Below are 23,185 nucleotides of genomic sequence, written 5' to 3'. Positions count from 1 at the left end.
CCGCTCGTAAGGAGAAGCATCATGGTCAGGGAGAACGCCGCAAGGCTCGCCGTACTCATCGACGCGGACAACACGCGGCCCGGCGTCACCGACGGGTTACTGGCCGAGGTCGCCAAGTACGGAACCGCCCACGTCAAGCGGGCCTACGGCGACTGGACGGGGACCAGCCTGCGGGGCTGGAAGGACCAGCTGCTGGCCCAGTCGATCCAGCCGATCCAGCAGTTCGCGTACACGACCGGCAAGAACGCGACGGACGCCGCGATGGTGATCGACGCCATGGACCTGCTGTACACCGGGCGCTTCGACGGCTTCTGCATCGTCTCCAGCGACAGCGACTTCACCCGCCTCTCCGCGCGCATCCGCGAGTCCGGCCTGACCGTGTACGGCTTCGGCGAACGCAAGACGCCCAAGCCGTTCGTCTCGGCCTGTGACAAGTTCGTCTACCTCGAGAACCTCCCGTACTCCCGCAGCATCGCCTCCCCCGCCCACGCGCTGCCCGAACCCACCGCGGCGTCACTGGCGGTGTCGCTCAAGACGGACGCCGAACTGCTGGGCCAGCTCGTCAACGCGGTCGACGCGGCCTCCGACGAGGACGGCTGGGCGAACCTCGCGAACATCGGCTACATCGTCACCAAGCAGCGCCCGGACTTCGACTCCCGCAACTACGGCTATCCCAAGCTCAGCGAACTCATGGCCGCGATCGGGCAGTTCGACCTGGACCGTCGCAGCCCCGGCGACGGCAAACCGGCGGTCGTGTACGCGCGCAACAACCAGGAGCAGCCCGGACCTCCTTGACAACAGTTTGTTCTAGTTGTTCTATATCAAACATGCTCGATATCTCCCCCTCCCGTCTGTTCGGCTGCGCGGTCACAGCCCTGCTCATCGCCGGTTGCTCATCGGTCACCGCGCAAGGCGTGTCGTCCGACGCGCCGATCACACGTGAGCTCACCTTCCGCAGCGGCCCCGACGCCTTGCCCGCGACCTTCCAACCGGCCGCCGGCCGGACCGGCGTACGGCCGGCCGCGCTGATCATCTCCGGCAGCGGGCCGACGGACCGCGACGGCAATGACCGGCAGTTCCCCCACCTGGACACCAACCGGAACTTCGCGAAGGCGCTCGCGGCGGACCGGATCGCCTCGCTCCGCTACGACAAGCTCGGCTCCGGTCAGGCCGGGACGGAGAACCACCCCGGCGGCCGCGGGATCGACTTCGATCTCTTCGCCCAGGAGGCTCTCGACGCCTATCGGACGATGGCCCGCCAGCCGGGAGTCGACCCGCACCGGCTGATCGTCGTGGGCCACAGCGAGGGCGGGCTGCTCGCGCTCTGGCTCGCCGACCGCCTGCGCGGCACGCCCGAGGCCCCACGCGCCGTGGTCCTCGCCGCTCCGATCGGGATCCGCTACCTCGACCTGCTGAGCAAGCAGCTCACCGAGCAGTACCGGGCCGCACAGGCGGCGGGCCGCCTCAGCGCCCAGCAGGTGGCGAGCCTCCTGGACGAGTTGCGCGAGACCGTCTCCTCGATCAGGAAGACCGGCACCCTCCCCGCCGACCTGTCAGACCCGACGCTCAAGACCGTGTTCAGCCCGGCGAACATCCCGTTCCTCCGGCAGGCCGACCGGCTCGACCCCGCCGGCCTGGCCCGCGGCCTCGGCCCGGCCTTCCCGGCCCTGGTCCTGCGCGGCCTCAAGGACGTGCAGGTCAGCGCGGGCGAGGTCCAGCACCTCATGACCGGATTCCGCGCGAACCGGGCCGCCGTCCAGGCGGACATCCCCGACGCCGACCACCTCTTCAAGGTCGTCTCCGGAACACCGAATCCCAGCGTCGACTACCCGGACGCCACTCGCCCGTTCGCGCCCCAGGTGGCTCCGCGACTGCGCGCCTTCCTCGGCAAGGCGCTCTAGGGGCTCACCGGCGTCACGCCGGCTCCGCGTCATGAGGGCACCGGCGCCTACTGCACGCTGCGAACGGTCCCGCCGTCGACCCGCAGGGTCGCTCCGCTGATGTAACCGGCCAGCGGGCTCGCGAGAAAGGCGACGGCCGAGGCGATCTCCTCCGGCCGGCCCATGCGCCCGGTGTCGTTGGGCACGAGTCGCTCGGTCGATGCCCGTTCGATGTCCTCCCAGCTCTCGCCCCAGCCGCGCTCGGGCGCGATCCGGGTGAGCAGGTTCTTCACGGCCTCGACCAGGATCGCTCCCGGGGCGACCACGTTGGAGGTGACGCCGGTGTCCTTCAGCTCGCGGGCGAGCGACACCGCGAGGTTGTGCCGTGCGGCCAGGGTGGCGTTGTACTGCGGGTGAGTGTTCATCGGCTGGATCGCCAGACCGCCGCCGATCGTGATCACCCGCCCCCAGCCGCGTTCGCGCATCGGGGGCACCAGGCGCTGGATCATCCGGACTCCGGAGATCACGTTCACCTCGTAGGTCTCGCGCCAGTCCTCGGGACTCGCGTCCGCCCACGACAGGTGCTCGTATGACCCGGCGTTGTTGACCAGGACATCGATCGGGCCGCCCTCCAGAGCCGCACCGGCCACCGCGTCGGCGCCCTCGTCCGTGGCGAGGTCGCCGATGGCGTACCCGGCCCTGCCACCCGCCTCGGTGATCGCCGCGGCGACGGACTTCGCGCGCGTCTCGTTCCTGCCGTGCACGACCACCTCGGCGCCCTCGGCCCCCAAGAGCAGGGCCATCGCCTCACCGAGCCCGGAGCTGGATCCGGTGACGAGCGCACGCTTGCCGGACAGTTTCAAATCCATGGGTTCACCCGCGTTTCACAGAGTCGGATCAGACTGGTCTCGCGACCAATGTCTACGACTGTAGACCTCCTCGCCAGGATATGTCTACAGGCGTATACTTCGACTGTGAACCAGCAGAGGCAGCCGGACTCCACCGGCCCCAAGCGACAGCGCAACGCCGCCGCCACACGGAAGGCGATCCTCGACTCGGCGATCAGGGCCTTCACCGAACACGGCTACGACGGCATCGGAGTCCGCGAGATCGCCCGCGACGCGGGAGTGACGGCGATGCTGGTCAATCGCTACTTCGGCTCGAAGGAGAAACTCTTCGCCGAGGCCGTCGACGCCTCATTCGCCCCGGCGACCGTGATCCGCGAGGACTCCGCGTCCCTGGCGGCGACCATCGCCCGGCGGCTGGTCGAACGGACGGATCCGGACGCCGAAGCCCTCGACCCGTTCTTGCTCCTGCTGCGCTCGGCGCCCAATCCGCGGGCCGCGGAGATCATGCGGGCCAGTACGGAACGCCACGCCGGCCACCGCCTCGCCGAACTTCTCGACGGGCCAGACCCCGAGCGACGCGCGGCACTCGCGAACTCACTGATCGCCGGGTTCTGGCTGATGCGCACCGTGCTCCAGAGCACCGCGCTCACCGACACCGACCCCGCCGACCTGACGACTCGCCTTGAACGCGCCTTCGACGCACTGCTCTCGCCGACCGAGAGGTGATTGCTTCGATTTTCGTAATATCCTAGAATCTAAGTTGTGCCGGACAGAGAGACCACAGTCGCGAGGTTGACCGCCGCGATCCGGCGCTACCAGCGCGACATCGACGCCCTCGACCAGGCCGTGGCCGAACGACTGGGTCTCAACCGCACCGATCTTCGATGCGTCGACCTGCTCCTCGACCGGCCGCTCAGCGTGACCGAGCTGGCGGACCAGGCGGGTCTCAGCCAGTCGGCGATGACGACCGCACTCGACCGCCTCGAAGGCGCCGGGTACGCCCGCAGAACCCGCGACGCGAACGATCGGCGCCGCATCCGCGTGGAGCTCACGCCCGCCCTGCTCACTCGTATCGCCGAGATCTTCGAACCGTTCGCGGCCGAAGCCGCCACCGAGCTCGACCGCTATTCCGTGTCCGAGCTGGAGACCCTGCTCCGGTTCTTCGCCGACGGGTCCGAGCGCCGGGCCCGCCACGCCCGGCGCATCCGCACGACCGCCGCCCGGCCGAAGGCCCGGCGACCGGGGGTGCGCCGGGAGCCCGCGGACCCGGATGCTCCCGGCCCGCGAAGGGAGAGCACACCATGACCGGCATCCGACCGGCGGCCCGCACGGTGACCGTACGGCCGGCCTCCCGTTCCCTCGCCCGATGGGGAATGGCCGGACTGGTCGCGGAGATCGTCGCCGTGTGCACCTGGCTGGTGGCCGGCGCGTGGCAGGGGCCCGGCTACAGCCTGGTTCACGACGACATCAGCGACATGGGTGCCCTCACCGCTCCGCACGCCTGGGCGTTCCTCATCCCGCAGGCGCTCGCCGGCGCCGGAACCATCGCTTTCGTCCTGTTCGGGTTGCGCCCCGCACTGGCCCATGCCGGGCGAGCCGGCCGGTCAGGTCCCTGGCTGGCCGCACTCTCGGGGATCCAGGACGTGACCGACGCGGCGTTCCGGCTCGACTGCCGCGCCGCCGACGGCTGCGGCCAGGCGCAGGCGGCCGGTTCCTGGCATGCGCAGGCGCACAACGCGATCGGGTTCGCGTGCGTCCTCCTGCTGATCGTCACGCCGTTCGTGCTCGCCCGGCGTTTCAGGCGGCTGCCGGAGTGGCGCCGATTCGCCCTGCCCTCTGTACTGCTGGGCGTCGTCTTCGTCGCCGGCCTGCTCGCGGTGCTGGCCCCCCAGACGGCCTCCTATCAGGGCCTGGTTCAGCGAGCGATCGCGCTCGGCGGCGCGGTCTGGGGTATCGCCGTGGCCGCCCACCTCGTCCGGCGGGGACGCGCCGAGGCCGACGGCTGAGCGACGGCCGGGCTTCCACGTAGGCATCGTGCAGGCGGCGCACGCGGCGCAGGGGCCGGCCCTGGGGCGTGGTGGGCGGGGTCCATCGCGGCCGCCACGCACCACAGCCCGCGCGACCGGCTCGGCCGGCCCTCCGACATCGCCCCCGTGGTCGGCTGGCTGATCAGTGAGGAGGCCGGCTGGGTGTCCGGTCAGACCGTACGCGCCAACGGCGCGATGTTCTGACTCACCTCAGGGGCTCCGCCCCGGCGGTCGGGCGTCGGGACCTTCGGACGGGACTTCGGCCTCATGTCTTACAGCGTGACAGCGGCCTATCGTCCGGTTGAGGGCCTAGGAGGGATCCACTATGAGGCGCCGAACCGTGAACGACGTGATGACCAAGGGGGTCGTGAGCGCGTACCGAGGCGCGTGCTTCAAGGACATCGTCCAGGTCATGATCAAACGCGGTATCACGGCGATGCCGGTGGTCGATGAGGGCCATCGCGTGGCCGGTGTCGTCTCCGAGTCCGATCTGCTCGCCAAGGAGGAGCACAAGGACGGCGGGAGGCGGCGCTGGTTCGGCAGACGCCGTGATCGGTCGTGGGCGAAGGCTCGGGCGTTGACCGCCGAAGACCTGATGACCGCGCCGGCGATCACGGTTCGTCCCGAGGCGACGATCGTGGAGGCGGCGCGGCTGCTCGACGAGCACCGGATCAAACGCATGCCGGTGACCGACGATCAGAACCGCCTCGTCGGGATCGTCAGCCGCCGCGACCTGCTGAGCGTCTTCACCCGTACCGACGAGGAGATCCGTGACGAGGTCCGGCACGAGGTCTTCGCCCTGGCCGACCCCACGGAGGTCTCGGTCTATGTCCGTCACGGCGTGGTCACCCTCAGCGGCACGATGCGGCAGAGAGACCTGATCCCGATCGTCGTACGGCTGGCCGCCGCACCCGATGGCGTCGTCGGCGTGATCGACGACCTGAACCGCGATATGGCCGGCGCCGAACCCTGACCCCTCAGACGCCGACGCCGGCCCCTCGCCGGGCAGCGCAGCCCCCGAGCTCGCCGCTCGGGGGCTGTCCGACACTTCCCGGCGTCCGATCAAAGCGTGCGCAGTGCCTCGGTGGGGGACAGGCGGGCGGCCCGAAGGGCCGGCAGCAGGCCGGCGATCGCGCCGATCACGATCGCGGCGCCGATCCCGCCGACCCACGCCTGGACCGGGATGACCACCGCCCAGCCCTTCGTGCTCGCGTAGATCGCGGTGGTCAGCGCGCCGGCCGCGACTCCGGCCACCCCGCCGAGCAACGCGAGCATGACCGCTTCGGACAGGAACTGCGTGCGGATCTGTCCCCGGGTCGCGCCGAGCGCCCGGCGCAGCCCGATCTCAGATCGCCGTTCCAGCACCGAGATGATCATGATGTTCGCGACCCCGACCGCGCCCACGATCAGTGCCACCAGCCCGAGCCCGAGGAACAGGCTGTTGAACGCGCCCTTCGCGGCGGCTCGCGCGGTGAGCGCGTCGGAGGGCTGGCTGACGTCGACGTCGCTGGGCGACTCGGGGTTCGCGGTCTGCGCGAGCACTCCCTGCACCGACTCCACCTTGTCCGTACGGGCCCGCACGTACACCGTCGTCGGAGGTCCGGCCACCGCCTTGCCCTTGTCGACGGTCGCGTAGCTGAGGTAGCGCTCGGCGGCCGGATAGCCGATCAAGGCGCTGGTGTCGATGTCGGTCGACAGCGTCGCGGGCTTGAGGATGCCGGCGACGTAGAACCACTGGTTCTTCAGCCAGATCCGTTGCCCCGGATAGACGCGATCGATCCCGAGGCGCTGCGCGGCGAGCGCACCGAGCACGGTGACCGGCTGGCGCTCGGTCGCCGGGTTCAGCCAGCGGCCCTGAGCCACGCTGGTCCCGATCACTTCCGGGAGGTTGAGGCTGGCGGCCCGTACCTTCAGGGCGTTGGTCTCGACCACCGGGATCAACGGGCTGCGGTACACGTTCGTGTTCTCGATGGCACCGGCGTGCGCCACGTGCTCGACGTCGGGCAGATGAGAGATCCGTTGCGGCGCGGCGACCGGGAGCTGTGCCGCCCCGCCGGTGAACGACTGGCCGGTGTTCGCGGTCAGCAGGTTCGTGCCGAGCCGGTCGATCTGGGCCAGGAGCCCGGCCTGGGAGGACGCGGACAGGCCGAGCACCGCCACGATCGCCGCGGTGCCGATCGCTATTCCGAGCGCGGACAAGGCGGCCCGCAGGCGGCGAGCCCGGATCCCGATGCCGGCCACGCGCAGCTGGTCGGACAGCCTCATGCGTCCTCCATCGGACGCGCCGCGCTGTCGGCGACGATCCGCCCGTCGAGGACGTGCAACTGGCGGGGAAGCCGGGCGGCCAGTCCGCTGTCGTGCGTGATCACGAGGATCGTCGCCCCGTCGGCGTTGAGCTCGTGCAGCAGCTCGATGATGGCCGCCCCCGTCTTGCTGTCGAGGTTGCCGGTCGGCTCGTCGGCGAGCACGATGGCCGGGCGGCCGACCAGAGCGCGGGCGATCGCCACGCGCTGGCGCTGTCCGCCCGACAGCGCGCCCGGGCGGAAGCCCGCCCGATCCGCCAGCCCGACCCGGATGAGCGCCTCGGCGGCGCGCTCGCGCCGCTCGGCGGGCGCCACGCCGCCGTACAGCAGGCCGTCGGCGACGTTCTCCAGGACGGTGGTGTGCTCGGACAGGTGGAACTGCTGGAAGACGAAGCCGATGCTGCGCGCCCGCAGGGCGGCGAGCCGGCGGTCGGTGAGCGTCGCGACGTCCTCCCCGTCGATCCGTACCGTGCCGCCGCTGGGCCGGTCGAGCGTGCCGAGGATGTGCAGCAGCGTGGACTTGCCCGACCCCGACGGGCCGACGATCGCGACCAGTTCCCCGCTCCGTACGGTGAAGCTCACGCCGCGCAGCGCGTGGACGGGGGGCTGCGAGCCGTACGTCTTGGTGACCTGCTCCAGTTCGAGGACATTCGTTCTGCTCATGTCGACGGCACCACCACTCGGTCACTGACCGACAGGGCGCCGGAGACCTGCACCTGCCCGTTGGCATCGTCGAACAGTCCCAGCGTCACCGAAACGATCCGGGTCTGGCCGCCGTCCCCCGCCGCGACCTCGACCGCGTATCCCCCGCCGGAAAGGCCGATGAGCGCGGTCACCGGCACGATCAGCGCGTCCTTGACGCCGTCCGTGGTGATCTGCACCTGGACCGGGGCCTGCTCAAGGGTTCCGGCGTCCTTCGGGTGCTCGAGCGTGACATAGACCGGGATCGTGGCGGACGCCGAGTCGGAGTCGTTCTTGCCGGAGGATGTCGCGACCGTGCCGATCCGGCGGACCACGCCGGACGTGATCCGGTTGTCCGGCAGCGTGATCTGCGCCTGATCGCCCTTCTTGACCTCGGACTGCTGGGAGGCGTCGAGCTTCACGGTGACCTGCCGCCGGTTCGACGACGCCTCCATGATCGGGTGGCCCGGGGCCGCGCTGGTGCCGTTCTTGGCCGTCACCTTGCTGATCCGCAACGGGCCGGGCAGGAACACCGCCTGGCCGAGATCCAGCCTGCCGGTCACGTCGGCGCCGCGTTCGTCCTGAAGCTTCTCCAGGGCCACGGCGGTTCCCGCGCCGAAATAGCGCGAATCGGGATCGACGTCGGACTTGTCGGCGTAGCCCTCAATCACGAGGGTCCTGTTCAGCGCCCGGACGTCCTTGCCGTCGTCGCCCTCGGCCAGGTCCCGGTACGCGGGCGTGCTTCCGCAGATCAGGATCACCGGTTTCTCCCCGACCTTGTACAGCGTCTCGCCGCAGTCGACCTGGGCGCCCGCCGCCGGCACCCAGGTGTAGGTCCCGCTCGCCCGGTTGACCACCGAGTACGGGTTCCCGTCGGCGCCGGCCGAGTACGACAGCGTCCCGCTCTGGCTGACCTGCGAGGAGAGCGGACCCTCACGGACCGCCACCAGCGACGTCGCGTCGCCGGCCCTCGTGGCGGGCTTCCCGTCGTCGCCGAGCAGGCCCGTCACGGCGAGAAGCACGCCGCCGACCACGACCACGGCCACGACGCCGCCGAGCAGTCCGCGCCACTTACGCCGCCGCCGTGGCCGGGCCGGCGCCTCGGGAGAAACGTCCGTGCTCGCCGGAGTCCCGATCTCAGCCGTTGCCATCCTCGGCGCCTCCTCCCACGTGGGCCACGTCACGGCATGCGTTCAGCGCCTTCTTGAACTGCGGCGAGTTGACGTTGATCTTGTCCCTGGGCACCAGAAGGCGCCCGTCCTGCGGGTCGGGGAAGTCCTGTATGCCGTTCTTGCGCATACACTGCGCGAACTTCAGCCATTCTTTCTGGTCTTTGGCGATCTCCGCCGGGTCGTCCGTTATTCCGGGCGGCTCCTGCGATTTGCACGCCTGCTGTGCCTTCTTGAACTGCGGCGAGTTTCGGTTCGGCCCCCCAGCCGCGATCACGAATCTGCCGTTCTTGTTGGGGTCGGGGAAGTTGGTCACGCCGTTCTCGCGCATGCACTGCGCGTACTTCACCGCCTTCTCCAACGTGGGGTTCGAGCCGGACGAGCCGGATTTCGCGTCGCCGGAGCCGCCGCATCCCGTGACGGTCAGGGCGAGGGCGGCAGCCGAGGCGGCCAGCAACACAGAGGCCTTGTTCATCGTTGCCCTTCCCGGGGGTGTCGCGACGAGGATGGGCAGAAGACGCTCTCCACGGCGTTGAACATCGCTCGGCCCGGCTCGGTGGTGTCCTTGACGCTCAGCGTGGCCGACATCGAGAACTGGCGGCGGCCGTCTTTCGAGTAGAAGGTCATGGTGAAGTAGCCGGGGGCCGTACCGCCCCAAATCCAGCCATCGAGTTTTCCGCCGCAAAAGTCGGGGCCGCTGCCCTGGGCGGGGTCATTGGACAACGGGTCGGTCAGGACTCGCTGGAGTTCCGGCGGCAGCAGCTTGCCCTGGGTGAACGCCCGGTAGAAGGCGCTCACGTCGTGCGTGGTGGAGACCACCCCTCCGGCCCCCGAGCCGAAGCTGGCGTTGAACCGGTCGACGTCGCGCGGCTCGCCGTCCGCGTCGGGGTAGTAGCCGTGGCCGTGCGGCCCCTTGATGCCGTCCGGCGGCTTGACGAGAAAGTAGGTCCTGGTCATCCCGAGCGGGCCGAACAGGCGGTCGTGCAGCTCGGTGGCCAGGTCGTGGCCGGTCAACCTCTCGATGATCAGGCCGAGGAGGGTGTAGTTGGTGTTGGAGTAGGAGAACTTCTCGCCCGGTTCCCCGGTCCGGGGCCGGCTGCGGCTCCACTTGACCAGATCGAGCGGCCGATAGTAGGTCGTGAAGTCGAACGGGTCGAACGAGATGTCCCCCTCGCTCCCGTCCGGTTTCGGCTCGGCGGCGTACCAGTCGGGAATGCCGGAGGTGTGCCGGAGCATCTGCCGTACCGTGATCTCGTCGGCCCGCTCCACCAGATCCTTCTTCACCACCACGGGCAGCAGGTCGCTGAGCTTGTCATCCACGCTCAACCTGCCCTCCTTGACCAGTTGCAGCACCACGGTGGCCACCATCTGCTTGGTCTGTGACCCGATCCGGAAGCGAGCGTTCGCGGGGATCCTCCCGCCCCTGCCGTCCAGCAACCGGGAGCCCGCGCTGCCCAGTCCGATGGACCTCCCGTCGACGTAGGCCCCGCCGACGGCCCCCACGACCCCGGGAACGGCGGCCAGCTCCTCCACCGCCTTCTGCACGCTCCCCGTCGGCGCCGGGGCGGCGGTGGCAGGCCCGGCCTCGGCCGTCATCAGGATGGCGACACCGGCGGCCAGACCGGCCCTCCTCAGCGGCGGACGAACGTTCTTACGTGACACGACGCGCATCTCTTCTGATCACCTTCCGATGCGGGGCACCATGCCCTCGGCATGGACCGCCGTGGTCCATGCCTCCACTGAAGTCGGAGGGCCGTTGCGGAGGCGTATGCGCTTTTCGATACGCCCGCGATATGCGCGATCACTACGCCGCCGGCGGCGGTGCCTGCGGCTCGCTGGGAAGTCGGATCGTGACGAGGAGGCCGCCGGTGGGGCGGGGGGTGAGATCGAGGGTCCCGTCATGTGCTCGGACGATGCTGTGCACGATGGCCAGTCCGAGGCCGACACCGGCGTGCTCGTCGGTGCGTGCGCGTTGTGTTCCGCGTTGGAAGGGTTCGGTGAGGGTCGGTAGCAGTTCCGGCGGGACTCGATGGCCGGTGTTCTCGACTCGCAGCACGCTCGCGTCGTGTCGCGGTTCGGTGTGGATCGTTACGGTGCCGCCGTCGGGGAGGTTGTGGACGATGGCGTTCTGGATGAGGTTGGTCGCCATCCGCAGGATGAGCGCGGCGGAGCCGAAGGTCTGCGTCCTCTCGCCGGTGACGTCGAGGGTGATCTGGCGTTTTTCGGCGAGGGGAAGCAGGGTTTCGGCGGCTTCTTCGGCGATGAGGGACAGGTCGACGGGTTCGCCGGTGAAGTTCTTGCGATCGGCGCCGCTGAGTAGCAGGAGGGCCTCGGTGAGGTCGATCGCCCGTGTGTTGACGGTGTGGAGGCGTTCGATGAGTTCGCCCTGGTCCCGCGTGGGGTCGTTGCGGGCGACGTCGAGGAGTGCCTGGGAGATCGCCAGGGGGGTGCGCAGTTCGTGGGAGGCGTTCGCGGCGAATCGGCGCTGTTCGGTGACGTGGGATTGCAGTTGTTCGAGCATGGTGTCGAACACGTCGGCGAGTTCGCGGAACTCGTCGTTGGGGCCCGGTAGCCGGATCCGGTGGGACAGCGATCCGTTCGCCGCCATCCGTGCCGCCTCGGTGATCCGTGTGAGGGGTGCGAGCATCCGGCCGGCGAGGATCCACCCTCCCACGAGACCGAACACCAGCAGGAAGGCCAGCGCCATGGCCATCGCGGGGGCGAAGCCGCGCAGAACCTCGGAGCGGTTGGGCCCAGTGATGATCACGGCGCCGAACCTTCTCTGGATGGATCTGGCGTTGATCTCGGGTAGCCAGCGCAGCACGAATATCCACACCACGGCCAGCAGGAGAGCGCCGGCGAGGAGGAGGAATCCGGCGTAACTGATGGTGAGTTTCAGGCGGGCGCTGAGCCCTGGGCGTCTGTTCATCAGTCCGTGCCGGTGTCGATTCGGTAGCCGACGCCGGGCACCGTGGCGATGAGCCGTGGTTCGCCGAGTCTCTTGCGCAGGGCCGAGACGGTGATGCGGACGGCGTTGGTGAAGGGGTCGGCGTTGGCGTCCCAGGCCCGCTCCAGTAGCTCTTCGGCGCTGACGACACCGCCTTGGGCGGCGACGAGGACTTCGAGCACGGCGAACTGCTTGCGGGTGAGCGCGACATAGCGTCCGTCGCGGAAGACCTCCCGGCGGAACGGGTCCAGCCGCAGCCCCGCGATCTCCCTGACCGGGGGCCGGGCGTGCGCCCGCCTGCGGTCCAGCGCCCGCAGCCGCATGACGAGCTCGCGAAGCTCGAACGGTTTGGTGAGGTAGTCATCCGCGCCGAGCCCGAACCCCGAAGCCTTGTCATCGATCCGGTCGGCGGCGGTGAGCATCAGGATCGGGATACCGCTGCCGGAGGCGACGATCCGCCGGGCGATCTCGTCCCCGGAAGGGCCGGGGATGTCACGGTCGAGGACCGCGAGGTCGTAGGAGTTGACGCTGAGCAGTTCCAGGGCGGTGTCACCGTCGCCGGCGATGTCGGCGGCGATCGCCTCCAGCCGCAGGCCGTCCCGGACGGCTTCGGCCAGGTAGGGCTCATCCTCCACGATCAGCACACGCACCATCGAAGCCTAAACAGCGCGACATATCGCCGACGTATGCGAACCCACCATGTTCAGGGGCCTCGGGATACTGAACGTTCTATCGATTAGACTTCCCCCACGATGGCGCACAACGCTCAAGGTCAGGTTTCCGAAGCACGATCGCGGCTGCTCGAGACCGCCACCCGGCTCTTCTACGCCGAGGGAATCCACTCCGTCGGGATCGATCGGATCGTCGCGGAGGCGAAGGTGACCCGCGCGACGCTGTACCGGCACTTTCCCGGCAAGGAAGAACTCGTCGTCGCGTACCTGCAGGCGGTCCACCAGGCCGATCGCGATCAGGTCGGCCAAGCCCTCGGCAGCGACCAACCGGCCGCCGACATCCTGCGAGCCATCGCCAAGTCGATCGCCAACGGTATCCAGTCAGCCGCCTTCCGTGGATGCGCCTTCCTCAACGCCGTCGCGGAGTATCCGGATCCCGAGCATCCCGTTCACAAGACCGTCCTCGCTCACCGCGAGTGGTTCCTGAACACCGTCACTGATCTGCTCGCGCAAGTCGGCGAGACGCCACCCGAGCTCGCGGCCCGGCATTTCGTCATGTTGCGGGACGGGGCGATGGCCGAGGGCTGCCTCTCCGACCCGGTGGAGGTCTGCGACACGTTCCTCCAGGGTGTCGACGGAATCCTGCAGCACCGCATCGGCTCCACGTCTGGCGGGTCCGGGGCGAAGACCGCCTGAGAGCCAAGGCTCCGACGATCAGACCGCGACCCGCCGCCTGCTAGACGACGCGGGCATCCTGGTACTTCAGCAGACCTTCGACCCCGCGGAGAAGCGTGCGGCAGATCGGCTCCGGGTCGGCGAGGGAGCCCGCCGCCATCGCCCCGTCCCGCAACATGACGAAGTGCCTCGCGGCGGGATCGGGTGCGGTGGCCCCGGCGTGCGTCATCAGATCGGTGATCGTGCGGAGGAACCACTCGCGGTGGACGAGAACGGTTCGGTGCACGGGGTGCGCGGGGTCAGGGTATTCGGCCGCGGCGTTGAGAAAGGCGCAGCCGCGGAACCCGGGAGCCCGGATATCGGCGGCGATCGACTCACCGACGGCTCGTACGACGTCGGCCGAGGACTCTTCCCGGGCGGCGGCCTCGGCCACTTTGGCGCGAATGGCCTTGTCGACCTCTCTCAAATAGGCGACGACAAGGTGGTCCTTGCTCGGGAAGTGCCGGTAGAGAGTCGCGCGAGTCACCTGCGCCTCGGCCACGATGCGGTCGATGCCGACGGAGTGAAGCCCCTCGGTGTAGAACAGGCGGCTCGCCGTGCCGAGCAGCCGCGACCGCGCCGGAGAACGGTCACCCACGGACGTCACCGCCCGTCGTCACGCGGTGCCGAGCCGGCCCGGCGGCACTGCCGTTGAACTTCGCGAGGAGTTCGGCGAAGGTGCGGACATCGCGTTCCGGCCACGACTCGAGAAGCTCACCCAGCCGCCTGCCGCGGACGTCCTGGACCTCGGCAACGCGGTGGCGGCCCTCGTCGGTGAGGCCCACCAGATAAGCCCGGCCGTCGTTCGGCACGGGAAACCGCTCTATGAGACCGAGCGTCTCCAGCAGCTGGAGCCGGCGCGAGACAACGGGAGACGCTATGCCCATGTGCTCGGCGATCTCAGTGGGCCGGCGCCGACCGCGGTCGGCCAGGTGAGCCAGCAGGCCGTAGGTGGCGGCCGTGAGATCCGGGTGCGTCTCACGGCCGAGCCGTCCTGACGCGGCGCCCTCTTGGCGCACGAAAACGGCGACCTCGCGTTCGAGGTTCGCGATCGTTTCGCCGGGGATCATCGCGGCCCGAGCCCGATGCCGAGCAGTCCCATGGCCAGTGCGAGCTGCCCGTACGCCGTGTCCTGCCGGGTGAGACCGAGCAGCGCGAGGCCGGCCTGCCCGATCTGCGCGCGAGTCATCGGCACGGTCCCGGCCTGTGCGGTGGTGTCGACTTCGACGGTCATGGGTCCCCTTGCCCGGTCGCATTCTGGTTCGAGATGTCCCGCGGACGTCCGGCGGGGCGGCGGCCGCCGGACGCAGAGGTCACCGCGCGGCTTGCTCGATGATCTTGGTGACGGCGTCGGGACGGCTGAGCATGACCGCGTGGGAGGCGTCCACCTCAGTGGTGCGCGAGTGGGCCCGGGCGGTCATGAAGCGCTGCACGTCGGGGCTGATGGCGTGGTCCTGGCGGGTGATGAGGGCCCAGGAGGGAATGCTGCGAAAGCCCTCATCGACGCTCGAATCGGTGACGGCTCTGGTGTTGGCGGGCCGCTGGGTGACGGCGAGGTCCGTGGCGGTGGCCTTGTCGAGGTCACCGGCGAAGGCGGTGCGGAACCGCGCCGGGTCGATGGTGACCTCCGTGCCGCCGGGAACCTCAGTGGAGACCAGCGGCAGCGCCGGGGTCGACTTGGCGGCGAGCTCACCGATGGTCTCGCCCTTGGCGGGGATGAACGCGGCGATGTAGACCAGGGACTTGACGTCGGGGACGGAGGTCGCGGCGTTGGTGATGACGGCGCCACCGTAGGAATGGCCGACCAGCACCTTGGGGCCGTCGATCGTGGACAGGTAGCTGCTGACGTAGGCGGTGTCACTGGTCAGGCCCTGCAGCGGATCGGCGATGGCCCGCACGGGATAACCGTCGCGGGTCAGCCGCTCGATGACCGGGTCCCAGCTCGAGGAGTCCGCCCACGCTCCGTGAACGAGTACGACGGTCGGCTTCGGGCCGTCATCCGGCTTGCCGGGAGTCGCCGCCACGGCCGACAAGGTCGCCGTGAGCAGGCCGAGTGCGGTAACGCCGACGATCGCGGCACCGCGGAACAAGCGCAAACGCATGGCAGATCGAACCTTTCGGGAAGTTGTAGTGCTGTCGTCTCGTCCCGCCGTCATCGCGACGGGGCGGATCTCTGCCGAGCGGTCAGCGGCCGTAGGCTTCCAGCAGCCGGAGCCACACCTCGCTGACGGTGGGGAACGCCGGAACCGCATGCCAGAGCCGGTCCAGCGGAACCTCCCCGACGACCGCGATCGTCGCCGCGTGCAGCAGTTCCGCGACGTCGGGACCGGCGAGCGTGAACCCGACGATCACCTTCCGGTCCTCGTCGACGACCATGCGCGCGTGCCCCCGGTACCCGTCGGCGTGCAGGGCGGATCCGGCGACGGCGCCCAGGTCGTGGTCGACGACCCGGATCCGCAGTCCGGCGGCCGCGGCCGCGGCCGCGGTCAGTCCCACCGACGCGATCTCCGGTTCGGTGAAGACCACCTGTGGCACCGCACGTTCGTCGGCCGTTGCCGCGTGCCGGCCCCATCGGCCGTCCTCGACCGCTTCGCCCTTCGCGCGTGCCACGATGACGTCGCCCGCGGCGCGGGCCTGGTACTTGCCCTGGTGCGTCAGCAGCACGCGCCGGTTGACGTCACCGGCGGCATACAGCCAACCGTCACCGATCGGCGCCCCGTCGTCCCCGAGGACGCGCAACGTGTCGTCGACCGTGAGCCAGGCGCCCGGCGTCAGACCGATGTGGTCAAGACCGATGTCCTGGGTGTTCGGCGTACGGCCGATCGCGACGAGGAGTTCGTCGGCTTCGATCTGCTCACCGTCGGTGAGAGCGACGGACACGGTTCCGTCGTCGTCGCGCTTCACGGATCCGGCCTCAGCACCGAGGCGTACCGACACACCGGCGTCCCGCAACGACTCGACGACCCGCTCGCCGGCGAACGGCTCCGCGAGCGGCAGCACACCGTCGCGGGCCAGCATCGTCACCGAAGCCCCGAGACCGGCGAACGCGGTCGCCATCTCCGACGCCACCACGCCACCGCCGATGATGGCGAGCCGGCCGGGGACCGCGCTCGCGGCGGCCGCCTCCCGGCTGGTCCACGGTGCCGCCTCGCGCAGACCGGCGATGTCCGGGACCAGCGCGCCGCTTCCAGTCGCGATCACGACCGCGTGCCGTGCGGTCAGCGAGGTGGTCGCGCCGTCCTCGCCGGTCACCTCGACGACCCGGGTGGAGCTGATCCGCCCCTGCCCGCGGTACAGCGAGATCCCCGCCTGGCTGAGCCAGGACACCTGCCCGTCGTCCTTCCAGTTCGAGGCGAAGGAGTCGCGACGACGGAGCACGGCCGCCGTGTCCAGGTCACCCGTCACCGCCTCACGGGCGCCGGGCACGTGCCGGGCCGCCCGGAGCGCGGCCGCGCTCCGCAGCAGCGCCTTGGTCGGCATGCAGGCCCAGTAGGAGCATTCGCCGCCGACCAGTTCCCGCTCGACGATCGCGGCTCTGAGGCCGCCCTGCGCCACCCGATCGGCGATGTTCTCCCCGACCGGACCCGCGCCGATGACGATGACGTCGTACGTCGTGGTGTCCATGTCAGCGCTCCTTGGCGGCGCGGCCGAGGCGCAGCGCCGAGATGAGGAAGAAGATGCCCCCCAGCACCGCGTAGCCGGCGATGTTGGCCAGCGACGGGTTCGCCGCGGAGGCCGACGTGACGAACGAAGCGCCGGCGAGCACGGAGATGCCACCGCTGAGGATCATCGGCCACTGGCCGCCCATCGTGCGGCGCGCGGCGCCCACGATCAGCTGCACGAGCCCGGAGACGATCGCCCAGGCGCCCCACACGCGCAGGACGGCCGGCACACCGGACGCGCAGGCGACGGCCACCCCGATGGCGGCGAGCAGGCTGATCGCGATGTTCACGTACAGTCCGCGCGCCGGCCCGGTGGTGCGGGACGAACGAGTGTCCACGACTGCCGCGGCCACGTCGAACAGGGGATACACGACGAGCAGGGTGGCGCCGACCGGCCCGAGGTCCGACTTGGTGGCGAACAGCAGGAGGGCCCAGACGATGGCGAACCCGAACCGAACGAGATACAGGCGGCGTAGAGCCGGCGCGATCCCGCGGGGGATGGATGAGGCAACGGCGGTCACGACGATCCTTTCGAACAATCAGCGGACAAGGGCTATGCGGGTCAGCGAACGCCCGCCGCCGGCCTCCTCGACCAGATGCTTGAACCACCGGATCCGAGATTGACGAGACCGAACGTTCTATCGCGGCCAACGATGGCACGGCTCCTCTGAGACGTCAAGACAGAACGTTCTACCTTCTACGTTTATTGGAGTAGAACGTTCTGTCTTGACAGTGCATGGCAGAGTTGCCATGCTCATCCAGACAGAACGTTCGTTCTTTACCCGCTGAACGTGCTTCCCTGCGCCACACCACCGTTGAAAGGGCCACTGTGACCACAATCGCTTCGAGCAGCATCGCCGGGACGGCTTACACCCTGCGGCGGCTGTACTTCGTCCGCTTCGGATTCGCCATCCTCTGGGCCCTCGTGATGTTCACGACCGCCTCGAAACTGGGTCCGCTCGCGGTCACTCTGCTCGTGCTGTACCCGCTGTTCGACGTGGCCGCCGCCATCGTCGACGCCCGCGCGTCGCGTACCACCGGATCGCCCGTGCTGCTGTATGTGAACATCGTGGTCAGCCTGCTCACCGCCGTCGGCGTGGCCATCGCCTGCGCGTCCGGTATTCCGGCGGTCCTGAGAGTGTGGGGCGCCTGGGCGGTCGTCGCCGGGCTGGTCCAACTGATCGTGGGCGTCACCCGTCGCACCATGGGCGGCCAGTGGCCGATGATCATCAGCGGAGCGATCTCCGTGCTCGCCGGTAGCTCGTTCATCATCGGCGCCTCCGCGGAGAACCCGACGCTGACCAACGCGGCCGGCTACGCCATCCCCGGAGGCGTCTTCTTCCTGATCTCGGCCATCCGCCTCAGCCGCGCCGCGAAGGAGGGCTGACAGTTGAAGTCGAGCAGGACCGTGGCACGCGGCCTCGCGGTCACCGCGCTGGTGGTCGGCGTGACCAGAGTGAGCGTTCCCCAAGCCGACGCCGCAGGTGCACCGGCGAACGCCGATTCTTCGACCGACGCCCTCCAGCCGGGCAGGTCGCTCGGCAGGCTCGGCCCATTGACCGACCTCATCATCCAGCGGCTCCGCGTGAGCGATGACGTGGCAGCGTCCAAGTTCGGCACCGGCTCACCGATCGACGACCCCGCGCGCGAGCAGCAGGTTCTGGAGCAGGTGCGAAACCAGGCCGGCGACCTCGGGCTCGATCCGGTTTCGGCAACGGCCTTCTTCCAGGACCAGATCACCGCGAGCAAGGTCGTACAAAAAGGATTGTTCACACGCTGGGCCGCACACCCCGAAGAAGCCCCGACGACCCGTCCCGACCTAGGACAGATCCGCACGCGGCTCGACCAGTTGACCGCGGACCTGCTCCGCGAGTTGAAGGCCACGGTCCGATTGCGCGCCGAGCCGACGGCATGCACGGTGCAACTCGCCGTGGCCGCCGGTTCGGGCGCGGCACTGGAACGGCTGGACGCCCTTCACCGCCAGGCGCTCACGGGGGCGGTGCACTCCGTATGCGCCGCCCACGTGAACTGAGTTATGTGTAGTGAGCGATACATACACGCGAAATATGACACGACGCCTCGCCGCGTTGTCGTTCGTTCGAACAACCCCCTTGACCTGTGACAGGAGTGTCCATGCCGTCTCGTCCCGACGTCGATCGCAGTGATGAAGTGAACGCCGCGCTGTTGGCAGACCTGCGGTCCACGATCAGCTCAAGCCGCGTGCTCACCGGCGGCCCGGAGTATGAGAGGTCCGTGACGCTGTTCAACGGGGCAGCCGACATCCGTCCCGCCGTGGTCGTGCGGTGTGCGACCGCGGCCGACGTGCAGGCCGCTGTACGGGCGGCCGGCGAGCACGGCGTGCCGGTGTCGGTACGCGGTGGCGGACACGATTTCTGGGGGCGGGCGCTTCGCCCCGGGGGACTGGCCATCGATCTGACCGACATGCGCGGAGTCCGTGTCGACGCCGACCGGCGAGTCGCGACGGTGGAAGGTGGCGCGCTCTCGTCCGACGTCGTGGCCGCCGCCGAGCGGGTGGGCCTGACCGCCGTCACCGGGACGGCTGGCGCCGTGGGCATGGTCGGGATCACGCTGGGCGGCGGATACGGCCCGCTGACCGGGCGGTTCGGGCTCGCGGCCGACAATCTGCTCGGCGCCGAGGTCGTCCTCGCCGACGGCTCCCGAGTGGACACTGACGCCGAACACGAGCCTGACCTGTTCTGGGCGTTGCGTGGCGGCGGCGGCAATTTTGGTGTCGTGACGTCGGCGCGGATTCGTCTGCACCCCGTGCCGACCGTCGTGACCGGAACCATCTTCTACCCGATTTCGCAGACTTCTCGCGTTCTTGGCGATCTCAGTGAGATCCTCCAAGGCGGTCCGGACGAGTTGACGGTGGACGTGGGTCTTCTTCCCAGCGCGGACGGAGCCCCTGCGGTCTACGTCGCGCCCACATGGTCGGGAGACCTGGACGAGGGAGCTACCGAGAACGGGCCGGTGCACGCGCTGACCCGGCTGGGCATGCCATTGCTGGTCGACATCGGGCGGACTACTCGTTCCGCCGGGCTGGCTGCGACGGATGCCATGTTCCCGGTCGGGCGGATGGGCGCAATTCGTTCCCGCAACATATCCGGCATTTCTGCCTCCATTACCGATGTTCTGGTGCAGGGCGCCCATGCGTTCACCTCACCGTTCTCCGCGATCCTGCTGCACCAGTTCCATGGGGCCGCCGCCCGGGTACCGCTCGACTCGACGGCCTTCGGCCGACGCGAGCCCCACCAGATGGCGGAGCTGATCTCGTTGTGGGAGAAGGACGACGACAGCGCCGGTGAGGGCGGGGCCCGGCATCTACGCTGGGTCGAGCAGTTGCATGCGGCGCTCGAGCCGTTCTCGCTGCCGGGCGGATACGTGAACTTCCTCGGCCCAGAGACCCCGGATCAGGTCGCCCACTCCTACGGGCCGAACACCGAACGCCTGCTCGCCATCAAGTCCGCGGTGGACCCGGACTCCATGTTCGTCGGCACACCGCTTCCCTGCACGCCTGCCCTATGACCAAGACGGTGAAGGCAACAAGCCGATCCGGTCAACCCGTGCAGGCGATCCTCAGCCACAGTGCACGCGTGGGACTCGCGCCCGAGGTTCCGCGTAGGAAGGAATGTCCAATGACCGCCGGCGTATCCCGCCCCGGCATCGACACCGGCAAGCCCCACCCCGCACGTGTCTACGACTGGTTGCTGGGCGGCAAGGACAACTACCCCGTCGACCAGAAGGTCGGCCAGGCGCTGCCCGAGGAAACGCGCGGCAACGCGACACGGAACCGGGCGTTCATGCACCGCGCCGCCGCCTGGCTGGCGAAGAACGGCGTCGACCAATTCCTCGACATCGGCTCCGGCATCCCCACCGAGCCCAACATGCACCAGATCGTGCAGGCGATCGCGCCCGACGCCCGGATCCTCTACGCGGACAACGACCCGAGCGTCCTGCCTCACGCGGAAGCGCTGCTGACCAGCACCCCGGAGGGTGTCACCGACTTCCTCCACGCGGATGTGCGGCAGCCCGCGGCCATCCTGGAACTCGCCGGTGCACAGCTCGACTTCGAACGCCCCGTCGCCCTGTCCCTGGTCGCCCTCCTGCACTTCCTGACCGACGACGAGGACCCGTACGGCATCGTGCGCACCCTCGTGGAAGCACTTTCTCCGGGCAGCTTCCTGCTCCTCTCGCACGGGACGGCCGACCAGCACCCGGAGTGGAAGGGGAAGATCGAGGCCGCATACGAGAAGGGCGCGATCCCGCTGCGGTTGCGTAGCCGCAGCGAGGTCGAACCCTTCTTCGAGGGACTGGAACTCGTCGCACCGGGGCTGGTGTTCGCCACCGAGTGGTACCGGGAGGACCCGGCGCCGGCACCCGAGCGCAGCGGCTTCCACGTCGGCGTCGCCCGGGTCCCCTGAGCGGTCACGGCCCACCGCGGCCCCCTGGTTCGCTGCGCCAAGCCGCGGCGGCTGCGGGGGACCACGGCGAGGCCGGCGGCTGGCATGCCATACCAACGGCGGCAACGCCTACGACGCGGACCGGATGACAAAGACTCTCACCGCGTACGGCCTGCGGGACGAACGGCGATTCCCCACGGTGCCGGGCGGGCCCGTGCTGGTCGCGGCGCGACGCGTCTGAAGGCGATGCCGCCGGCCGCCGCACGAGAAGCGCTCCTGGCCGAGGATGACGTTCACGTGGACGAGATCGCTCGGCGGGCCGGCGTGGCGATCGGCACCCTCTACCGCCGCTTCGACACCCGTGAAGCCCTGGCAACCTCCCGAGGAGGCACTGCGCACCTTCTTGCTGCTGCTCGTGGAACACGCGGCGGTCGGCAGAGGCATGGGCGAGGCACTGGAGAGCATCATGGCGACCGACTCGCCCGTCTTCGGCGAGGCCCGCGAAAGGATGGCGACGGCACTGGACGAACTTCTCCTCGCAGCCGCCGCAGCAGGCGTCATCCGCACCGATATCACCGGCCGCCTGGTTCTACGCGCCCTCGGCGGAATCTGCGGCATCCGCACCACCGGCTGGAAAGACGACGCGGCAACCATCACCACGATCCTCTACGACGGCCTACGCCATAAAAACAGCGAGCCACCCGTAGCCGCACAAGCCGACACCCAAAAGATCTACGGACGGCCCCGCAACCAGAGGTAGCCAGACCGACCCGCAATCACAGACAACAACCCACGGGGGGCGTGGGGGGCGAAAGCCCCCCACCGCGGGGGGCTCCGGGGGGTCGTCCCCCCGGGAAAAATGACGCGGACCACCGGGGAAGCCCCCAGAAGGGGGGCGACCACGATGGCCCAGTCTCGCGTGGGCGAGGAGGGATTTGAACCCTCACATCCTCTCGGACACACGGACCTGAACCGTGCGCGTCTGCCGTTCCGCCACTCGCCCGTGGCGCCTCAGAGATTAGCACCCTTGCCGGACTGGTCGAAACTTGGTTGCTCCATGCGAACCAAGGCACGGATACGATCGTCTAGCAGTGGAGAAGGGAGGTGCACGTGGGTGTCCTACAGCGCTTCGAGCGCCGGCTCGAAGGCATGGTGGAGGGTGCCTTCGCTCGGGCTTTCAAGTCGGAGCTGCAGCCAGTGGAGGTCGCCAGCGCCATCCAGCGTGAGATGGACGAGCGCGCCGCCATCGTCGCGCAGGGTCGCACGCTGGTGCCGAACGACTTCGTCGTCGAGATCTCGCATCCCGACGGTGAGCGGCTCGCGGTGTACGCCGACAGTCTGAGCCAGGAACTCTCCAATCTCGCTCGTGAGCACGCGAAGGAGCAGGGTTATTCCTTCGTGGGGCCGGTACGGGTGCGGTTCGAGAACGCCGATGATCTACGCACCGGCATGTTCCGCATCCGGTCCGGTGTCATCCGCGGTTCGACGGTGGAGGGTGGTGAGATCCGCCAGCCGATGAGCGACATGCCGCCGCCGGCGCGCGGGTTCTCCGGCGGACGGCCGCGGCTTCTCGTCAGTACCGAGGGGCAGGAAAGCCACACGTACGACCTCACCACACCGGTGACTTTGCTGGGTCGCGGCACCGATTGTGATCTTCGGCTTGTCGACCCGGGAGTTTCCCGGCACCATGCCGAGATCAGAGTCGAGGGTCCGGAGGTGGTCGCGGTCGATCTAGGGTCGACCAACGGCACTTTCGTCAACGGCCAGCCGATCCGGCGCGTGACGCTGCGTGATGGCGCGCGTGTCACCCTGGGCCGTACAACCCTCGTGTTCCGTCGCGACAGGGAGTAGCTCCGACTCCG

Annotated in this window: 27 protein-coding genes, 1 tRNA gene and 1 pseudogene; 14 read left to right on the top strand and 15 right to left on the bottom strand. The window is 69.3% G+C overall.

The window, feature by feature from the left end; translation table 11 throughout:
• The first annotated feature begins 21 nt into the window (after positions 1-21).
• On the top strand, positions 22-795 hold the full coding sequence (locus tag QSK37_RS32910) for an NYN domain-containing protein (RefSeq protein WP_285629122.1): 774 nt from the start codon (positions 22-24) through the stop codon (positions 793-795).
• A 32-nt stretch (positions 796-827) separates the two neighbouring features.
• On the top strand, positions 828-1,901 hold the full coding sequence (locus tag QSK37_RS32905) for an alpha/beta hydrolase family protein (RefSeq protein ID WP_285629119.1): 1,074 nt from the start codon (positions 828-830) through the stop codon (positions 1,899-1,901).
• Positions 1,902-1,948: 47 nt separating this feature from the next.
• Here the strand turns inward: QSK37_RS32905 and QSK37_RS32900 are convergent, their stop codons facing one another.
• The gene (locus QSK37_RS32900) at positions 1,949-2,749 is read right to left on the bottom strand and encodes an SDR family NAD(P)-dependent oxidoreductase (RefSeq protein WP_285629118.1); all 801 of its coding nucleotides are present in this window, start codon (positions 2,747-2,749) and stop codon (positions 1,949-1,951) included.
• 105 nt (positions 2,750-2,854) lie between these two features.
• Between QSK37_RS32900 and QSK37_RS32895 the strand changes: the two genes are divergently transcribed.
• The 4 genes from QSK37_RS32895 to QSK37_RS32880 all read left to right on the top strand — a co-directional run bounded on the left by QSK37_RS32895 (position 2,855) and on the right by QSK37_RS32880 (position 5,728).
• Positions 2,855-3,454, top strand: coding sequence for a TetR/AcrR family transcriptional regulator (locus QSK37_RS32895; RefSeq protein WP_285629117.1), 600 nt, complete (start codon positions 2,855-2,857; stop codon positions 3,452-3,454).
• A gap of 66 nt (positions 3,455-3,520) precedes the next feature.
• A complete protein-coding gene (locus QSK37_RS32890; RefSeq protein ID WP_285629115.1) occupies positions 3,521-4,033 on the top strand; it encodes a MarR family winged helix-turn-helix transcriptional regulator in 513 nt (170 codons plus the stop codon).
• On the top strand, positions 4,030-4,734 hold the full coding sequence (locus tag QSK37_RS32885) for a DUF998 domain-containing protein (protein ID WP_285629113.1): 705 nt from the start codon (positions 4,030-4,032) through the stop codon (positions 4,732-4,734). The genes QSK37_RS32890 and QSK37_RS32885 overlap by 4 nt, the downstream gene beginning before the upstream one ends.
• A 346-nt stretch (positions 4,735-5,080) precedes the next feature.
• Positions 5,081-5,728 (top strand): CBS domain-containing protein, encoded by a 648-nt coding sequence (locus QSK37_RS32880; RefSeq protein ID WP_285577519.1) that lies wholly within the window; start codon positions 5,081-5,083, stop codon positions 5,726-5,728.
• Between the two features lie 89 nt (positions 5,729-5,817).
• Here QSK37_RS32880 and QSK37_RS32875 read toward each other — a convergent pair whose 3' ends face one another.
• From QSK37_RS32875 to QSK37_RS32845, 7 genes are all read right to left on the bottom strand, one after another.
• Positions 5,818-7,020 carry an ABC transporter permease gene (locus QSK37_RS32875; protein ID WP_285629108.1) on the bottom strand — a complete coding sequence of 401 codons (1,203 nt, stop codon included), beginning with the start codon at positions 7,018-7,020 and terminating at the stop codon, positions 5,818-5,820.
• Entirely contained in the window at positions 7,017-7,721 is a 705-nt protein-coding gene (locus tag QSK37_RS32870) for an ABC transporter ATP-binding protein (RefSeq protein ID WP_285629106.1), read from the bottom strand. The genes QSK37_RS32875 and QSK37_RS32870 overlap by 4 nt, the downstream gene beginning before the upstream one ends.
• On the bottom strand, positions 7,718-8,890 hold the full coding sequence (locus QSK37_RS32865) for an RND family efflux transporter (RefSeq protein ID WP_285629104.1): 1,173 nt from the start codon (positions 8,888-8,890) through the stop codon (positions 7,718-7,720). The genes QSK37_RS32870 and QSK37_RS32865 overlap by 4 nt, the downstream gene beginning before the upstream one ends.
• Positions 8,877-9,383, bottom strand: coding sequence for a hypothetical protein (locus tag QSK37_RS32860; RefSeq protein ID WP_285629102.1), 507 nt, complete (start codon positions 9,381-9,383; stop codon positions 8,877-8,879). The genes QSK37_RS32865 and QSK37_RS32860 overlap by 14 nt, the downstream gene beginning before the upstream one ends.
• Positions 9,380-10,579, bottom strand: a complete 1,200-nt coding sequence (locus tag QSK37_RS32855; RefSeq protein ID WP_285629100.1) for a serine hydrolase domain-containing protein — start codon at positions 10,577-10,579, stop codon at positions 9,380-9,382. Before QSK37_RS32855 ends, QSK37_RS32860 begins: the two co-directional genes overlap by 4 nt.
• A gap of 133 nt (positions 10,580-10,712) precedes the next feature.
• The gene (locus tag QSK37_RS32850) at positions 10,713-11,837 is read right to left on the bottom strand and encodes a sensor histidine kinase (RefSeq protein ID WP_285629098.1); all 1,125 of its coding nucleotides are present in this window, start codon (positions 11,835-11,837) and stop codon (positions 10,713-10,715) included.
• Positions 11,837-12,505: a response regulator transcription factor gene (locus QSK37_RS32845; protein WP_285629096.1), complete on the bottom strand. Its 669-nt coding sequence runs from the start codon at positions 12,503-12,505 to the stop codon at positions 11,837-11,839. Before QSK37_RS32845 ends, QSK37_RS32850 begins: the two co-directional genes overlap by 1 nt.
• Positions 12,506-12,607: 102 nt before the next feature.
• Here QSK37_RS32845 and QSK37_RS32840 point away from each other — a divergent pair, with 102 nt between their 5' ends.
• On the top strand, positions 12,608-13,222 hold the full coding sequence (locus QSK37_RS32840) for a TetR/AcrR family transcriptional regulator (protein ID WP_285629094.1): 615 nt from the start codon (positions 12,608-12,610) through the stop codon (positions 13,220-13,222).
• Between the two features lie 40 nt (positions 13,223-13,262).
• Here QSK37_RS32840 and QSK37_RS32835 read toward each other — a convergent pair whose 3' ends face one another.
• The 6 genes from QSK37_RS32835 to QSK37_RS32810 form a co-directional block, all read right to left on the bottom strand.
• Positions 13,263-13,838 carry a TetR/AcrR family transcriptional regulator gene (locus QSK37_RS32835; RefSeq protein ID WP_285629092.1) on the bottom strand — a complete coding sequence of 192 codons (576 nt, stop codon included), beginning with the start codon at positions 13,836-13,838 and terminating at the stop codon, positions 13,263-13,265.
• Entirely contained in the window at positions 13,831-14,310 is a 480-nt protein-coding gene (locus tag QSK37_RS32830; protein WP_285629090.1) for a MarR family winged helix-turn-helix transcriptional regulator, read from the bottom strand. Before QSK37_RS32830 ends, QSK37_RS32835 begins: the two co-directional genes overlap by 8 nt.
• Complete coding sequence (locus tag QSK37_RS32825; protein WP_285629088.1) at positions 14,307-14,474, bottom strand: hypothetical protein; 168 nt, start codon at positions 14,472-14,474, stop codon at positions 14,307-14,309. Before QSK37_RS32825 ends, QSK37_RS32830 begins: the two co-directional genes overlap by 4 nt.
• Positions 14,475-14,553: 79 nt before the next feature.
• Positions 14,554-15,342, bottom strand: coding sequence for an alpha/beta fold hydrolase (locus tag QSK37_RS32820; protein ID WP_285629086.1), 789 nt, complete (start codon positions 15,340-15,342; stop codon positions 14,554-14,556).
• A gap of 82 nt (positions 15,343-15,424) precedes the next feature.
• Positions 15,425-16,864, bottom strand: coding sequence for a dihydrolipoyl dehydrogenase family protein (locus QSK37_RS32815; RefSeq protein ID WP_285629085.1), 1,440 nt, complete (start codon positions 16,862-16,864; stop codon positions 15,425-15,427).
• Position 16,865: 1 nt separating this feature from the next.
• A complete protein-coding gene (locus QSK37_RS32810) occupies positions 16,866-17,423 on the bottom strand; it encodes a hypothetical protein (protein WP_285629083.1) in 558 nt (185 codons plus the stop codon).
• A gap of 308 nt (positions 17,424-17,731) precedes the next feature.
• Between QSK37_RS32810 and QSK37_RS32805 the strand changes: the two genes are divergently transcribed.
• The 6 genes and pseudogenes from QSK37_RS32805 to QSK37_RS32780 all read left to right on the top strand — a co-directional run bounded on the left by QSK37_RS32805 (position 17,732) and on the right by QSK37_RS32780 (position 22,083).
• Entirely contained in the window at positions 17,732-18,289 is a 558-nt protein-coding gene (locus QSK37_RS32805) for a hypothetical protein (protein WP_285629081.1), read from the top strand.
• A gap of 21 nt (positions 18,290-18,310) precedes the next feature.
• Positions 18,311-18,934, top strand: a complete 624-nt coding sequence (locus QSK37_RS32800; protein WP_349498015.1) for a chorismate mutase — start codon at positions 18,311-18,313, stop codon at positions 18,932-18,934.
• 101 nt (positions 18,935-19,035) lie between these two features.
• On the top strand, positions 19,036-20,448 hold the full coding sequence (locus tag QSK37_RS32795; RefSeq protein ID WP_285629079.1) for an FAD-binding oxidoreductase: 1,413 nt from the start codon (positions 19,036-19,038) through the stop codon (positions 20,446-20,448).
• A gap of 110 nt (positions 20,449-20,558) precedes the next feature.
• Positions 20,559-21,344 carry an SAM-dependent methyltransferase gene (locus QSK37_RS32790; protein WP_285629077.1) on the top strand — a complete coding sequence of 262 codons (786 nt, stop codon included), beginning with the start codon at positions 20,559-20,561 and terminating at the stop codon, positions 21,342-21,344.
• A gap of 225 nt (positions 21,345-21,569) precedes the next feature.
• Positions 21,570-21,686 (top strand): annotated as a pseudogene (locus tag QSK37_RS32785) (TetR family transcriptional regulator); the annotation flags it as partial.
• Positions 21,685-22,083, top strand: coding sequence for an SbtR family transcriptional regulator (locus tag QSK37_RS32780; protein WP_349498008.1), 399 nt, complete (start codon positions 21,685-21,687; stop codon positions 22,081-22,083). The pseudogene QSK37_RS32785 and the gene QSK37_RS32780, both read left to right, overlap by 2 nt.
• 160 nt (positions 22,084-22,243) lie before the next feature.
• Here the strand turns inward: QSK37_RS32780 and QSK37_RS32775 are convergent.
• Positions 22,244-22,326 (bottom strand) — tRNA-Leu (locus QSK37_RS32775).
• Between the two features lie 107 nt (positions 22,327-22,433).
• Between QSK37_RS32775 and QSK37_RS32770 the strand changes: the two genes are divergently transcribed.
• Positions 22,434-23,174, top strand: a complete 741-nt coding sequence (locus tag QSK37_RS32770) for an FHA domain-containing protein (protein ID WP_285629075.1) — start codon at positions 22,434-22,436, stop codon at positions 23,172-23,174.
• Positions 23,175-23,185 lie beyond the last annotated feature (11 nt).

This window comes from Actinoallomurus iriomotensis (assembly GCF_030269445.1).
In the GTDB taxonomy this organism is placed as follows: domain Bacteria; phylum Actinomycetota; class Actinomycetes; order Streptosporangiales; family Streptosporangiaceae; genus Actinoallomurus; species Actinoallomurus iriomotensis.
The sequence above is the reverse complement of the archived record's forward strand: the minus strand, read 5'-3'. Positions and strand labels throughout refer to the sequence as shown.

Excerpts from the sequence above, each read along its gene's own strand:
- QSK37_RS32910 (WP_285629122.1), top strand. The coding sequence starts at position 22 with ATGGTCAGGGAGAACGCCGCAAGGCTCGCCGTACTCATCGACGCGGAC.
- QSK37_RS32905 (WP_285629119.1), top strand. The coding sequence starts at position 828 with ATGCTCGATATCTCCCCCTCCCGTCTGTTCGGCTGCGCGGTCACAGCC.
- QSK37_RS32900 (WP_285629118.1), bottom strand. The coding sequence starts at position 2,749 with ATGGATTTGAAACTGTCCGGCAAGCGTGCGCTCGTCACCGGATCCAGC.
- QSK37_RS32885 (WP_285629113.1), top strand. The coding sequence starts at position 4,030 with ATGACCGGCATCCGACCGGCGGCCCGCACGGTGACCGTACGGCCGGCC.
- QSK37_RS32880 (WP_285577519.1), top strand. The coding sequence starts at position 5,081 with ATGAGGCGCCGAACCGTGAACGACGTGATGACCAAGGGGGTCGTGAGC.
- QSK37_RS32875 (WP_285629108.1), bottom strand. The coding sequence starts at position 7,020 with ATGAGGCTGTCCGACCAGCTGCGCGTGGCCGGCATCGGGATCCGGGCT.
- QSK37_RS32870 (WP_285629106.1), bottom strand. The coding sequence starts at position 7,721 with ATGAGCAGAACGAATGTCCTCGAACTGGAGCAGGTCACCAAGACGTAC.
- QSK37_RS32865 (WP_285629104.1), bottom strand. The coding sequence starts at position 8,890 with ATGGCAACGGCTGAGATCGGGACTCCGGCGAGCACGGACGTTTCTCCC.
- QSK37_RS32860 (WP_285629102.1), bottom strand. The coding sequence starts at position 9,383 with ATGAACAAGGCCTCTGTGTTGCTGGCCGCCTCGGCTGCCGCCCTCGCC.
- QSK37_RS32855 (WP_285629100.1), bottom strand. The coding sequence starts at position 10,579 with ATGCGCGTCGTGTCACGTAAGAACGTTCGTCCGCCGCTGAGGAGGGCC.
- QSK37_RS32850 (WP_285629098.1), bottom strand. The coding sequence starts at position 11,837 with ATGAACAGACGCCCAGGGCTCAGCGCCCGCCTGAAACTCACCATCAGT.
- QSK37_RS32840 (WP_285629094.1), top strand. The coding sequence starts at position 12,608 with ATGGCGCACAACGCTCAAGGTCAGGTTTCCGAAGCACGATCGCGGCTG.
- QSK37_RS32830 (WP_285629090.1), bottom strand. The coding sequence starts at position 14,310 with ATGATCCCCGGCGAAACGATCGCGAACCTCGAACGCGAGGTCGCCGTT.
- QSK37_RS32825 (WP_285629088.1), bottom strand. The coding sequence starts at position 14,474 with ATGACCGTCGAAGTCGACACCACCGCACAGGCCGGGACCGTGCCGATG.
- QSK37_RS32820 (WP_285629086.1), bottom strand. The coding sequence starts at position 15,342 with ATGCGTTTGCGCTTGTTCCGCGGTGCCGCGATCGTCGGCGTTACCGCA.
- QSK37_RS32815 (WP_285629085.1), bottom strand. The coding sequence starts at position 16,864 with ATGGACACCACGACGTACGACGTCATCGTCATCGGCGCGGGTCCGGTC.
- QSK37_RS32795 (WP_285629079.1), top strand. The coding sequence starts at position 19,036 with ATGCCGTCTCGTCCCGACGTCGATCGCAGTGATGAAGTGAACGCCGCG.
- QSK37_RS32790 (WP_285629077.1), top strand. The coding sequence starts at position 20,559 with ATGACCGCCGGCGTATCCCGCCCCGGCATCGACACCGGCAAGCCCCAC.